The sequence below is a fragment of the Streptomyces sp. CA-288835 genome, from assembly GCF_050936385.1.
In the GTDB taxonomy this organism is placed as follows: Bacteria; Actinomycetota; Actinomycetes; order Streptomycetales; family Streptomycetaceae; genus Streptomyces.
In genome coordinates, this window is the sequence record NZ_JBNJMW010000001.1 from 1,907,272 (window position 1) to 1,920,086 (window position 12,815).

General features: G+C 68.6%; 10 protein-coding genes. 7 read left to right on the plus strand and 3 right to left on the minus strand.

Annotated elements, in window-relative coordinates:
• Positions 1–71 precede the first annotated feature (71 nt).
• Both ACQEVY_RS08695 and ACQEVY_RS08700 read right to left on the minus strand, forming a co-directional pair.
• On the minus strand, positions 72–2,555 hold the full coding sequence (locus ACQEVY_RS08695; protein WP_432946511.1) for a SpoIIE family protein phosphatase: 2,484 nt from the start codon (positions 2,553–2,555) through the stop codon (positions 72–74).
• Between the two features lie 186 nt (positions 2,556–2,741).
• Complete coding sequence (locus ACQEVY_RS08700; protein WP_033320210.1) at positions 2,742–3,185, minus strand: SRPBCC family protein; 444 nt, start codon at positions 3,183–3,185, stop codon at positions 2,742–2,744.
• A gap of 183 nt (positions 3,186–3,368) precedes the next feature.
• On the opposite strand from ACQEVY_RS08700, the gene ACQEVY_RS08705 reads away from it, so the two are divergent.
• The 4 genes from ACQEVY_RS08705 to ACQEVY_RS08720 all read left to right on the plus strand — a co-directional run bounded on the left by ACQEVY_RS08705 (position 3,369) and on the right by ACQEVY_RS08720 (position 7,167).
• Positions 3,369–4,412: an Rv2578c family radical SAM protein gene (locus ACQEVY_RS08705; protein ID WP_432946514.1), complete on the plus strand. Its 1,044-nt coding sequence runs from the start codon at positions 3,369–3,371 to the stop codon at positions 4,410–4,412.
• Positions 4,413–4,582: 170 nt separating this feature from the next.
• On the plus strand, positions 4,583–6,172 hold the full coding sequence (locus ACQEVY_RS08710; RefSeq protein WP_432946516.1) for an alpha/beta hydrolase: 1,590 nt from the start codon (positions 4,583–4,585) through the stop codon (positions 6,170–6,172).
• A 72-nt stretch (positions 6,173–6,244) separates the two neighbouring features.
• A complete protein-coding gene (locus ACQEVY_RS08715; RefSeq protein WP_432946518.1) occupies positions 6,245–6,646 on the plus strand; it encodes a RidA family protein in 402 nt (133 codons plus the stop codon).
• Positions 6,643–7,167, plus strand: coding sequence for an N-acetyltransferase family protein (locus tag ACQEVY_RS08720; protein WP_432946520.1), 525 nt, complete (start codon positions 6,643–6,645; stop codon positions 7,165–7,167). Before ACQEVY_RS08715 ends, ACQEVY_RS08720 begins: the two co-directional genes overlap by 4 nt.
• A gap of 202 nt (positions 7,168–7,369) precedes the next feature.
• On the opposite strand, the gene ACQEVY_RS08725 is transcribed toward ACQEVY_RS08720, so the two are convergent.
• Positions 7,370–7,960 carry an adenylosuccinate lyase gene (locus tag ACQEVY_RS08725; RefSeq protein ID WP_432946522.1) on the minus strand — a complete coding sequence of 197 codons (591 nt, stop codon included), beginning with the start codon at positions 7,958–7,960 and terminating at the stop codon, positions 7,370–7,372.
• A 368-nt stretch (positions 7,961–8,328) separates the two neighbouring features.
• Between ACQEVY_RS08725 and ACQEVY_RS08730 the strand changes: the two genes are divergently transcribed.
• The 3 genes from ACQEVY_RS08730 to ccrA all read left to right on the plus strand — a co-directional run bounded on the left by ACQEVY_RS08730 (position 8,329) and on the right by ccrA (position 12,814).
• Positions 8,329–10,134: a 3-hydroxyacyl-CoA dehydrogenase family protein gene (locus tag ACQEVY_RS08730; RefSeq protein ID WP_432946524.1), complete on the plus strand. Its 1,806-nt coding sequence runs from the start codon at positions 8,329–8,331 to the stop codon at positions 10,132–10,134.
• Between the two features lie 139 nt (positions 10,135–10,273).
• Positions 10,274–11,086: a TetR family transcriptional regulator gene (locus tag ACQEVY_RS08735; RefSeq protein ID WP_328767626.1), complete on the plus strand. Its 813-nt coding sequence runs from the start codon at positions 10,274–10,276 to the stop codon at positions 11,084–11,086.
• 390 nt (positions 11,087–11,476) lie between these two features.
• Positions 11,477–12,814 (plus strand): crotonyl-CoA carboxylase/reductase, encoded by a 1,338-nt coding sequence (gene ccrA / locus ACQEVY_RS08740; protein WP_432946526.1) that lies wholly within the window; start codon positions 11,477–11,479, stop codon positions 12,812–12,814.
• The last annotated feature ends 1 nt before the right edge of the window (position 12,815 follow it).

Below are 12,815 nucleotides of genomic sequence, written 5' to 3' on the forward strand. Positions count from 1 at the left end.
CGGGCGGGCCAGTTCGGTCTACCGCGCCCGGAGTGCGCCGACAAGCACGCGGGGCACACCTTTCGTACCTTTCACGGCAGCGTCATCTCGAACCACACGGTCTTCCCGGAAGCCGTACGACTGCTCCCCCACTCGCGAGCCAGCCGGCTCACCACCCGCAAGCCACGCCCGAACTCATCGGTCGCCCCCGTACTGAGCAGCGTCGGCAGCGTGGGATCCTCGTCATCCACCTCGCACAGCAACGTGTCCCCGCGCACCAGCCGCAGCTCGATCCGCCGGCTCCGAGCGTGCCGTACGGCATTGGTGACCAACTCACCCACCATCAACTCCGCTTGATCACCAAGCGAGTTGAGCCCCCACTCATGGAGCTGTTCGCGAACCACACCACGAGCCCGGCTCACCTCGATCGGCTCGGACGCGAGCCGCCACGTAGCGACATCCCCGGCATCGACGCCCCCGAGGCGCGCCATCAACAACGCCACATCATCCTTACGCCCGCCACGCCCCGCTTTCGAAAACGTCTCCGCCAGGGCCCGGATGATGGTGTCGCAGGCGTCATCCATAGACGCCGCCGGATGCGCGGCGGACTCACACAGCATGGCGAGCCCGACGCCGATGTCCTCGCCGCGCACCTCCACCAGCCCATCCGTACACATCACCAGCCGGTCGCCGGGCGACACCCGCACCCGTACGGTCTCGAAGGGCACCCCGCCGACCCCGATGGGCGCGCCCGTCGGCAGGTCGAGCAGCTCGCTGCGGCCGTCCTCGGCGCGGACCAACACCGGTGGAACATGGCCCGCGTTGGCGATCTGAAGCTCGCTCGCGATCGGGTCGTACACCGCGTACAGACAAGTCGCGAGATAGTGCTCACCGAGCCGCTGCGCCAAGTCGTCGAGGTTCCGCAGGAGTTGGGCGGGCGGCAGGTCGAGGCCCGCCATGGTCTGTACCGCGGTGCGCAACTGGCCCATCATCGCGGCCGAGTTGAGCCCGTGCCCCATCACATCGCCGACGACGAGCGCGGTCCGCGATCCGGGCAGCTTCACCGAGTCGAACCAGTCACCGCCGACCCGCCCCAGCAACGTACCCGGCAGATAGCGCGTGGCGATGTCGCAGCCCGACATACGGGGCGCGATATGCGGCAGCATGCTGTCCTGGAGGGTCTCGGCGACACTCTCCTGGTACGTGTACATGCGGGCGTTGTCGAGCACGAGCCCGGCGCGGGCGGCGAGTTCGGCACCCGTCACCCGGTCCATGTCGTTGAACTCGACGCGCTCCGGGTGACGCAGCAGGATCATGAACCCGAGGACCACATTGCGGGCCTTCAGCGGTACGACCAGCATCGAGCGGCCGGTGATGAGGGGCCGGATGTCGCGCTTCTCGAACTGCGCGGCGATCATGTGCCCCATCTGCTCGCTGATGCGCGGCACAAGGACGGGCTCGCCAGTGGTCATGCACTGGAAGAACGGCGTGTGCGCCGGGAACGGCATGGCCTCGCCGACCGGTACGACATCGTCCCAGCGGCCCGGCTCGTCGGTGTGTTCGACGGCGACGCGGTGCCACATGGTGGTCGTGTCGGGCACGCCGTCGGGGAAGCCCTCACCGGCGACGACCTGTTCGCGCAGGTACGTCCCGGCGACGTCGGTGAAACGCGGCACCACGGCCTTGCTGACCTCGACGATGGTGCGGGACAGGTCGAGCGAGCTGCCGATGCGCCCGCTGACCTCGTTCAGGAACTCCAGACGCTCACGAACCGCCGCGTACTCGAGGTCCTCGCCGTCGTCCTCAAGGTCCGGGGGCGCGGGCTGACCGGATGCCGCCGCCCTAGCCGCCCGCTCCCGGCGCGCCATCCGCTCGACGCGCCGCGGCACCCCCCAGTCGGGCGTGACGGGCACACGTTCGTTCTGGCTGAACTCCAGGATGGGATAGCCCAGTTCGAGAACCTGCCCGACGATGCGGGCGCTCTCGCCGACGCTCATGCTGGGCAGGATCTCGGGCAGTCGGCGAGCAAGATCCTCGGCGCCGGGGAAGTCGGTGTGCAGCGCGAAGCCGGGCGCGATGCGCTCGACGGGCGCGCTCTCGTCGGCGTCGGATGCGTCGTCGCGGCCCGTGCTGTCCGCGTCGGCGGCCAGCACGAGCAGCCGTTCCCGACCCGGACCCACCAGGGGATACGCCCACCACAGGACGTCGGCCCGGTCGGCGCCCGGCACCGAGAGCCGCGCGCGGCCCGCCGCCGGGTAGGACAGCCGCCCATTGAGGGACGATCCGAGGTCGGGGCCTAATCCGTCGTACGCCGCATACGCCCCGTACGGCGTGTTCTCGTCGTCCTCGGTCAGGGCGCCGGACACGGGGAGTAAATCGGCGGCGGGGCGGCCCACCGCCTCCTCCTTGGGGGTCCCGAACAACTGCCGGGCGCCCCGGCTCCAGTGGGAGACCAGGCCCTCTCGGTCGACGACGACCACGGCCAGCGGTATGCGGCCGGCCGCGACGCTCTCCGCCACTGCGCCGTTCCCGGCTCCGCCGCCTGAAGCCGTGCCCGCATCGGTGCCACGGTCCATGGCCAAGGCCCCTTCTTCCCACGGTCCGCAAGATCTGTGCCCCAAGCAACCACGGTACGGGTGCGTACGGTTGCCATGTGTGGCAATCCGGGAATTGCTCCGGCGTACGCCACGGAGCGCCACCGGCGGAAACACAGCGGTGCAGGGCGCGTTGAACGCGCCCTGCACCGCTGTCTGTTGCTCGGGTTACTTCTCGACCTCGGCGGCGAGCTTCGCGAGCACCGTGTCGTAGATCCGGCCGAGGCCCTTGGGTGCGAAGGTCTTCTCGAAGAAGCCGCCGATGCCGCCGGCGCCGTCCCACACGGTGGTGACGACGACGCGGGCCGCACCCTCGCCGGCCGGGGTGACCCGCCAGGTGGTGACCATCGAGGAGTTGCGGTCCTTCTCGACGAGTTCGCCGTCGGTGGGCTCGGTCACCTCGAGCAGGCAGTCACGGATGCGCTTGCTGGTGGCCTGGAGCTTCCAGTGGACGAGGGTGCCTTCACCGTCACCGCCCTCGCGGACCTCGTACTCGCTGAAGTGCTCGGAAAGAATCTTCCCGCGCGTGCCGCTGTAGTCGGCCAGGGCGTCGAAAACGTCGTCCGGCTGTGCGGCTACGACTCGCTCCGTGGTGGCCTCGACCTGCGCCATTGGTTCCTCCAGCACTTGGAAACTCGGGGGTTCCCGGCAAGCCAACCACCAGGCGGCCGAACCGCCCAAATCGGGGTCCCCCCAGGGGTGCAGAAAGCGTGAGGGACACGCAGGTCATGTTGAGGTCGCACGATCAAGGGAACAAGTGTTCTATTCTGTGGTCAGTGCTACCGAGGAGGCCTCATGCGCTGGGAAAACCTCACCGTGGAGTCCGGCGGCAATCCGCCGGAGAACCCCGCGCTGTTCGGCGCGGACGCAGTGACCACCCGTACCTTCGACACTCCGGAGTTCCGCGGGATCACCTTCCACGAGATCCGGGCCCGCTCGATCGTGAACCGGGTGCCGGGAGCCTCGCGCATGCCCTTCGAGTGGACGATCAACCCGTATCGGGGCTGCTCACACGCGTGCGTCTACTGTTTCGCCCGCAAGTCCCACAGCTATCTGGACCTCGACACGGGGCTCGGCTTCGACAGCCAGATCGTGGTGAAGGTGAACGCACCGGAGCTGCTGCGCCGTCAGCTGGGTTCGCGCCGCTGGCACGGCGAGCACATCGCGATGGGCACGAACGTCGACTGCTACCAACGCGCGGAAGGCCGCTACCAGTTGATGCCCGGCATCATCGCCGCCCTGCGCGACCACGCGAACCCCTTCTCGATCCTGACGAAGGGCACCCTGATCCTGCGCGACCTCGACCTCCTGAAGCAGGCCGCCGCCGTCACGGAAGTCGGGATATCCGTCTCCGTGGGCTTCACCGAACCCGAACTGTGGCGGACCGTCGAGCCGGGCACACCCGCCCCCGAACGCCGCCTGGACGTGGTGCGCACCCTCAACGAGAACGGCATCGGCTGCGGCGTACTGATGGCCCCGGTGATCCCCTTCCTGAGCGACCACCCCTCCCAACTGCGCGCCACCGTACGGGCGATCGCGGCCTCCGGAGCGACCTCGGTGACCCCGCTCGTGCTGCATCTGCGGCCGGGGGCGCGCGAGTGGTTCATGAGCTGGCTGGGGCAGCATCACCCGCATCTGGTACGCCGTTACGAGCGGCTGTACGCGGAAGGCGCATACGCCCCGAAGTGGTATCAGCGCCGGATCACCCGTCAGGTGCACGAACTGGCCCAGGAGTACGGCATCGGCCCCACACCCGCCGGGATGCCGCGCCGAATCCCCGACCCTCAGCCCGAGCCGGAGCCGGCCGTACCGACGCCCACTCAACTCACTCTGCTCTGACCGCCGTTTCCCTGCTCCGACCAGCGCCTTTGCCCGGCATCCGGCGGCATCGCGCTGCCCAATAGTGTCAACTCTTTGCAGAGCCTGTCCTCCCTGTGGGTCATTTCCGGGACGATGCGGGGCGGGCCGTGATGCGCACGGCTCGAACTCCTCCGTCCTGGGAGGCCTTGATGAAGAAGAGAGCAACCGCTCTGTGCGGTGCCGCCGCCGTGCTGGCCGGGCTGATGACCGCGGTTCCGGCCGACGCGGAGGCGGGCACCGCGACCGCGGAGCGCACCACCCGGTCCGCCGACGCGGCCAAGCTCGCCTGGAAGAAGTGCGGCACCGAGGACTATCCGACGCTCCAGTGCGCGTCCCTCAAAGTGCGGCTGGACCACTCGAACCCGTACAGCGAACGCATCACGATCGCGCTGTCCCGCATCCCCCACACCTCCGAGACGTACCAAGGGCCGCTCCTCGTCAACCCGGGCGGCCCCGGCGGCAGCGGTCTCACGCTCGCCGGTTTCGTCGCCTCCTCGCTACCGAAGGAGGTGGCGGCGCAGTACGACGTCATCGGCTTCGACCCGCGCGGCGTCGGCGACAGCAAGCCCGCGCTGGACTGCCGACCCGGGCACTTCGCGCCGGTACGCCCCGACTCCGTGCCGCGCACCCCCTCCCTCGAGGAGGCCAGTCTCGCCCGGGTCCAGGCCTTCGCCGAGGAATGCGGCAAGAAGTACGAAGACGTGCTGCCGTACATCGACACGGTGAGCGCGGCCCAAGACATCGACGCCATCCGGCGCGCGCTCGGCGCGAAGAAGATCAACTATTTCGGTTACTCGTACGGCACCTACCTGGGCGCCGTCTACGCGAAGCTCTACCCGGAGCGCGTACGACGCCTGGTATTCGACTCGATCGTCGACCCCACCGGCGTCTGGTACGACGCCAACCTTGACCAGGACTACGCCTTCGACAGCCGCCACAAGGCGTTCATGGCATGGGTCGCCAAGTACGACGCGACGTACAAACTCGGCACCGATCCGGACAAGATCGAGGCCAAGTGGTACGCGATGCGGGCGGCACTGGCGAAGAAGCCCGCGGACAACACGGTGGGCGCCTCCGAACTCGAGGACACCTTCCTCCCCGGCGGCTACTACAACGGCTACTGGCCGTATCTCGCCGAGGCGTTCGCGGCCTATGTGAACGACGAGAACGACGATCCGCTGGTCGAGGCGTACCAGAACTTCGCCGCCGTCGACGCGGCGGGCGACAACGGCTACAGCATCTACACCGCCGTGGAGTGCCGTGACGCGCCCTGGCCCCGCGACTGGAACCAGTGGCGCCACGACAACTGGAAGGTGCACAAGAAGGCGCCGTTCATGACCTGGAGCAACGCCTGGTACAACGCACCGTGCGCGTTCTGGCCGATGGATTCGCTCGAACCGGTCGACGTCGCCAACGACTCGCTCCCGCCGGCCCTGCTGTTCCAGGCGACCGACGACGCGGCCACCCCGTACGAGGGCGGTGTCACGGTCCATCACCTGCTGCAAGACTCAAGCCTGGTAGTCGAGCAGGACGGCGGAAACCACGGCATCACGCTGTCCGGGAACACCTGTCTGGACCAGCACTTGGCGACGTACCTGTCCACAGGCGAGGTCCCGCGCAGCGACGGCGAGGCCGACGCGGTCTGCGAGGCCCTGCCCGACCCCAAGCCGCTGACAGCACAGGACAACTCGGCGTCACGCGGCGCGAAACTGCACGGCCTGCTCGGATTCCGAGGCTGAACCTCGGTATGCAGCAGTGAACGGCGACTGCCCGTCGGGGGCGATGTCAGTGCCATGGTCCACGATGGACCCATGAGCACCGAACTGACCCGCATTCCCGCCCCCGACGGGGTCGCCCCCGCCTCCTCGTATGCCCATGTCGTCATCGGCACGGGCCGCTTCGTGGCGATCTCGGGCCAGGTGGCACTGGACGAGAACGACAAGCTGGTCGGCGAGAACGACCCCGAGGCCCAGGCCCGCCAAACCTTCGAGAACCTGCGCCGCTGCCTGTCCGCCGCAGGCGCCACGTTCGACGATGTCATCAAACTGACCTACTACGTCACAGACATGGCCCACATGCCGGCAGTCCGAGCGGCCCGCGACGCCCACATACGCTCAGACCGCCTCCCGGCATCCACGGCCGTACAGGTCGCAGCCCTGGTACGCCCGGACCTCCTGATGGAGATAGAGGCATACGCGATACTCCCCGAATGATCCACATCCGCGAAATGACCCTCGCCGACTGCGAGCAAGTAGCCGAGATCCGCATACGCGGCTGGCAACACGCCTACAAGGGCCTACTCCCCCAGCCCTACCTCGACGACCTGGACCTCACGACCGAGACAGCCCGCCGCCGCTCCCACTTAGAGCAGGCAGGCAAGGGAGTGGTGAACCTGGTAGCGGAGCGGAACGGGGAGGTAGCCGGCTGGTCCTGCCACGGCCCATACCGAGACGCCGAACTCCCCACACAGGACGCCGAGTTGTACGCGATCTACGTCCACCCGAACCACCTCTCCCAGGGCGTGGGCCGCGCCCTGCTCCGCGAGTCCACGACCCGCTGCACCACCGCAGGCCACCCCCGAATGCTCCTGTGGGTACTCAAGGAAAACACCCGAGCCCGCCACTTCTACGAACAAGCAGGCTTCGCCCCGGACGGCACGGAGGAGCCCTGGGACGTTGCGGGAGTCTCGGTACCCGAGGTCCGCTACTCGGCCCCGCTGACGGTAGCCCCGTAAGCAACGCGGCGCTGATCAATCAACGGCTCAACCAGCGCCCCTTCAGGGGCGCGGGGAACTGCGCGCCCAGCCACAACGCACCCGCAGCGCACGCAATCACCCCACCCACCCCGGACCGACGGGGGCTAGGGGCGGAGCCCCAAGTGGACGGGAATGGGTAGGGGCGGCGGGGGCGAAAAACCCCGCCCAGCGCACCCGCGCGCTACCGACCAGCCCGCTGAACAGGCAACCGCTTAAGCGCCCCCGCAGCCGCCTCAGCCAACAGCGGATGCGCCAACGCCTCGTTCAAGATGGCCCGAGCCCGCTCATCCCCCAACACCCCCAACCCCTCCACACAAGCCAGCGCCACCCGCCGATACGGATCATGCGCCCGAAACCGCCGAGCCAACGTAGTTATCAACGCAGGCACAGCCTCAGGCGCCCGCAACTCCACCAACAACCGCACCGGATACAGCGCATAAGCAACCCGCAACTCATTGGTGGCAAGAGCAGCCGCAGCCCGCGCGGTACGCGGATCGCCAAGCCGCGCCAGCGCATACGCGGCGGACGCACACCGCTGCGGATCCCGATGATTCAGCAGCAACACCAACGTCTCAAAGGCCCGCCGATCCCCCGCAACCCCCAACCGAAACGCCGCCAACTCCCGCGCCCACAACGGCTGCTGCGGCGCGGTAAGCACACCGGCCAGCTCATCGAGATCACCGGTCGAGACCAGACGTTCGTACGCGAATACCTCCCCGGCCCCCACCTCAAGCCGTAACCGCCCGGTGAGCGACCGCAACTCTTCGTCCATGGCGCGAGCCTATCCGCGACGTACGTCACATAACCTCGACTCTTCCGCACACTGGCGCGCTCGTTACCCGCGAGTTAAGCTCAATCGAGCGAGTTACCCACTCGCACACCTGCTTGCGGTGGCCTGGTGACGCAGCCACCGTGAGTGTCGGTCGGTTCGGTACTTCGAGTACCTCAGTACGACTCGGCTCCGGGACAGAGCCGGTCGGTCTTTCACCGCCTCGCGGGCTTGCATGTCTCGCCCGCGGACGGCACCGGGCGTGTGCGCTTCGTAGCCCGGCCCCACACCCGCACAACTTCCGCACTGTGTGCGCCTGTCGGCGTATCCGGATGCGTCCCTCAGTCGTCACTCATCCCTGGAGTCCCGCGATGGCCTCTCCCCAGTCCGACACCCCTCTGTCCCAGATCAACACCGTCGCCGTGGTCGGCCTCGGCACGATGGGCACCGGCATCGCCGAGGTCCTCGCCCGAGCCGGCCGCGAGGTCATCGGCATCGACATCAGCGAGGCCGCCACCGCCCGCGCCCACACCGCGCTGGAGGCCGCGACCGCCCGTGCCGTTGAGCGCGAGCGGCTCACCGGGCAGGAGCGCCAGGGGGTCCTCGGCCGCCTGCGCACCTCCACCGATCTGCGCGCGGCGGCCGACGCCGACCTGGTGATCGAGGTGGTCCCGGAGTCGTACGAGATCAAGCGGCAGATCTTCCGCGAGCTCGACGGCATCGTGCGCCCGGAGACGATCCTGGCGACCGGCACCAACGCCCTCTCGGTCACCCGGCTCGCCGCCGACTCGGCCCGTCCCGAGCGCGTTCTCGGGCTGCACTTCTTCAACCCGGCGCCCGCGATGAAGCTGGTCGAGGTCGTCTCCTCCGTGCTGACCTCGCCGACCGCCGTCGCCGCCGTCACGGATCTCGCCCTCGAACTCGGCAAGGAGCCCGTCGCCGTCGGCGACCGCCCCGGCTTCGTCGCCGACGGTCTGCTGTTCGGCTACCTCAACCAGGCGGCCGCGATGTACGAGGCGAAGTACGCGAGCCGCGAGGACATCGACGCAGCGATGAAGCTGGGCTGCGGACTGCCCATGGGCCCGCTCGAACTGCTCGACCTCATCGGGATCGACACCGCGCGTACGGTCCTGGAGGCCATGTACGCCGCCTCGCACGACCGGCTGCACGCGCCCGCGCCCATCCTCAGGCAGCTCAGCGAGGCTGGCCTGACCGGCCGCAAGTCGGGCCGCGGCTTCTACACGTACGACGCTCCGGGCAGCGGAACCGTCGTGCGAGACGCGCTGACGCCGCTTTCCTCGGGCCCCGAGACCCCTGGCCGCCCCGTCAGCTCGGTCGGCGTCGCGGGCTCCGGCACCATGGCGTCCGGCATAGCGGAGGTCTTCGCGAAGGCCGGGTACGAGGTCGTGCTCGCCGCGCGCAGCGAGGAGAAGGCGCAGGCGGCCAAGGCCCGTATCGGCAAGTCGCTTTCGCGCTCTGTCGACAAGGGGCGGATGACTGCCGAGGCCGCCGCCGAGACTCTGGAGCGGATCACTCCGGCGGGTTCGTACGACGCCTTCGCCGAGGTCGATCTGGCGCTGGAGGCGGTCGCCGAGGACCTGGAGATCAAGCAGCAGCTGTTCGCGGTGTTCGACAAGGTCTGCAAGCCGGGCGCGATCCTGGCCACCACCACCTCCTCGCTGCCCGTCGTCGCCTGCGCCCGCGCCACCTCGCGCCCGCAGGACGTGATCGGCATGCACTTCTTCAACCCGGCCCCGGCGATGAAGCTGGTCGAGGTCGTCCGCACCGTGCTGACCGCGGACGATGTGCACGCCACGGTCCGCGAGCTGTGCACGAAGATCCGGAAGCACCCGGTGGACTGCGGCGACCGCGCGGGCTTCATCGTGAACGCGCTGCTGTTCCCGTATCTGAACAACGCGATCAAGATGGTCCAGGAGCACTACGCCTCGCTCGACGACATCGACGCCGCGATGAAGCTCGGCGGCGGCTACCCGATGGGGCCCTTCGAACTCCTCGACGTGGTCGGCCTCGATGTGTCGCTGGCCATCGAGAAGGTGCTGCACCGCGAGTTCCGCGACCCGGGTCTCGCCCCGGCGCCGCTGCTCGAGCACCTGGTCGCCGCGGGCTGCCTCGGCCGTAAGACCGGCCGCGGCTTCCGCGAATATGCGCGGCGCTGAGCGGCGGCCCGGCGACTGGTTCACGGACCGCACGGACTGGGGCGGACTCTTCGACCGGGCCGGCTCCTCTCCCCCCGCCGAGGGCGGGGGGAGAGGGGATCTTGAGCGGCCCGCTCCACGAATGCAGTACGTTCGGGGCATGTCCCAGCCGGTCAAGTCCTCCCGTACACCAGCCACGCCCGACGCTCCGGAGAGTGCCGCGGGCAACCGTGCCGCCGCCCAACGGCTCAAGATGCGCCGGGAGTTGGCGGCCGCGGCGATGGAACTGTTCGCGACCAAGGGCTACGAGGCGACGACCGTCGACGAGATCGCCGCGGCGGCCGGGGTCGCCCGGCGCACCTTCTTCCGGCACTTCCGCTCCAAGGAAGAGGCGATCTTTCCCGATCACGACGACACCCTGATCCGGGCCGAGGCGGTGCTCAATGCCGCTCCGGCGCACGAGCATCCGCTCGACACCGTGTGCCGCGGCATCAAGGAAGTCATGAAGATGTACGCGGCCCGGCCGGAGATCTCGGTGTCGCGTTACAAGCTCACTCGTGAGGTGCCGACGCTGCGGGAGGCGGAGATCGCCTCGGTGGCGCGGTACGAGCGGCTGTTCACGCGCTATCTGCTGGGCCACTTCGACGAGCACGCGCACGACGACGACGCGAACGACGATCCGCTGCTCGCGGAGGTCGCCGCCTCGGCCGTGGTCACGGCACACAACCACGTACTGCGGCGCTGGCTGCGGGCCGGCGGTCAGGGTGACGTGGAGGCGCAGCTGGACCACGCGTTCGCGATCGTCCGGAAGACCTTCGGCTCGGGCATCGGGGCGGGACGCGACAGCGGGCCCCGCTCGGGCGCGGCCTCGGTCGCCTCACAGGGCGAGGTGCTGGTCACGGTGGCCAGGACGGACGCCCCGCTCGACGAGGTCATGAAGACGATCGAGCAGGCGCTTCGGGAACGGTCGTAAGCACGCAACGGTCTTAAGCACGCTCAGCGAAGCCCTCACCGTTCGGCGACGGCGAGCTACCCCTATCTGATCGATCATCGCTCATTTGTTAACGCCGAATTTCAGATGAGGGAAATTCTTGGCACTGCGTGCCTTGCCAGGTGACACGCCGTGCCATACGTTGGAGTGAGTCGGGCGGCCGGCGTGCAGAGCTATTTCGTACGCCGGCTGTCCCCGCAAACCTCCCCGGGTTTGCGCGCCCGACGCCTGCGTCACAGGCAACCTTCCGCGCCACAAAGCGCTGCCAGCACCACCTTCGCCGAACCGACGGCACGCCTCACAAAAGCAGCAACCACGCCGACGTAACCCTCAAGCGCTCCCCTGAGCGCTCGCTTCGCCGGAGGCAACACCGTGAAGGAAATCCTGGACGCGATTCAGTCGCAGACCGCCACGTCCGCCGACTTCGCCGCCCTGCCGCTCCCCGAGTCGTACCGCGCGATCACCGTGCACAAGGACGAGACGGAGATGTTCACCGGGCTCACCACCCGCGAGAAGGACCCCCGCAAGTCGATCCACCTGGACGACGTGCCGGTGCCCGAACTCGGCCCCGGCGAGGCCCTGGTGGCCGTGATGGCCTCCTCGGTCAACTACAACTCGGTGTGGACCTCGATCTTCGAGCCGCTGTCGACCTTCGGGTTCCTGGAGCGCTACGGCCGGCTCAGCGAGCTCACCAAGCGCCATGACCTGCCGTACCACATCATCGGCTCCGACCTCGCGGGCGTCGTCCTGCGCACCGGCCCCGGCGTGAACGCCTGGCGGCCCGGTGACGAGGTCGTCGCGCACTGTCTGTCGGTCGAGCTGGAGTCGTCCGACGGCCACAACGACACGATGCTCGACCCCGAGCAGCGCATCTGGGGCTTCGAGACGAACTTCGGCGGCCTCGCCGAGATCGCCCTCGTCAAGTCCAACCAGCTGATGCCGAAGCCGGATCACCTCAGCTGGGAGGAGGCCGCCGCTCCGGGGCTGGTGAACTCGACCGCGTACCGGCAGCTGGTGTCCCGCAACGGCGCCGACATGAAGCAGGGCGACAACGTCCTCATCTGGGGCGCGAGCGGTGGACTCGGCTCGTACGCCACGCAGTTCGCGCTCGCGGGCGGCGCCAACCCCATCTGTGTCGTCTCCTCGCCGCAGAAGGCCGACATCTGCCGGGCGATGGGCGCCGAGGCGATCATCGACCGCAACGCCGAGGGCTACAAGTTCTGGAAGGACGAGAACACCCAGGACCCCAAGGAGTGGAAGCGCTTCGGCAAGCGCATCCGCGAGCTGACCGGCGGCGAGGACATCGACATCGTCTTCGAGCACCCCGGCCGCGAGACCTTCGGCGCGAGCGTCTTCGTCACCCGCAAGGGCGGCACCATCACCACCTGCGCCTCGACCTCGGGCTACATGCACGAGTACGACAACCGCTACCTGTGGATGTCCCTGAAGCGCATCATCGGCTCGCACTTCGCCAACTACCGCGAGGCCTGGGAGGCCAACCGGCTCATCGCGAAGGGCAAGATCCACCCGACGCTCTCCAAGGTGTACCCCCTGGAAGAGACCGGGCAGGCCGCCTACGACGTGCACCGCAACATGCACCAGGGCAAGGTGGGCGTGCTGGCACTGGCGCCCCGCGAGGGCCTGGGCGTGCGCGACGAGGAGAAGCGCGCCAAGCACATCGACGCCATCAACCGCTTCCGGAACGTGTGAC

What these genes read in the sequence shown, in the direction of transcription:
- ACQEVY_RS08695 (WP_432946511.1), bottom strand. Translation starts at nt 2,555, where the DNA reads ATGGACCGTGGCACCGATGCGGGCACGGCTTCAGGCGGCGGAGCCGGG.
- ACQEVY_RS08700 (WP_033320210.1), bottom strand. Translation starts at nt 3,185, where the DNA reads ATGGCGCAGGTCGAGGCCACCACGGAGCGAGTCGTAGCCGCACAGCCG.
- ACQEVY_RS08705 (WP_432946514.1), top strand. Translation starts at nt 3,369, where the DNA reads ATGCGCTGGGAAAACCTCACCGTGGAGTCCGGCGGCAATCCGCCGGAG.
- ACQEVY_RS08710 (WP_432946516.1), top strand. Translation starts at nt 4,583, where the DNA reads ATGAAGAAGAGAGCAACCGCTCTGTGCGGTGCCGCCGCCGTGCTGGCC.
- ACQEVY_RS08715 (WP_432946518.1), top strand. Translation starts at nt 6,245, where the DNA reads ATGAGCACCGAACTGACCCGCATTCCCGCCCCCGACGGGGTCGCCCCC.
- ACQEVY_RS08720 (WP_432946520.1), top strand. Translation starts at nt 6,643, where the DNA reads ATGATCCACATCCGCGAAATGACCCTCGCCGACTGCGAGCAAGTAGCC.
- ACQEVY_RS08725 (WP_432946522.1), bottom strand. Translation starts at nt 7,960, where the DNA reads ATGGACGAAGAGTTGCGGTCGCTCACCGGGCGGTTACGGCTTGAGGTG.
- ACQEVY_RS08730 (WP_432946524.1), top strand. Translation starts at nt 8,329, where the DNA reads ATGGCCTCTCCCCAGTCCGACACCCCTCTGTCCCAGATCAACACCGTC.
- ACQEVY_RS08735 (WP_328767626.1), top strand. Translation starts at nt 10,274, where the DNA reads ATGTCCCAGCCGGTCAAGTCCTCCCGTACACCAGCCACGCCCGACGCT.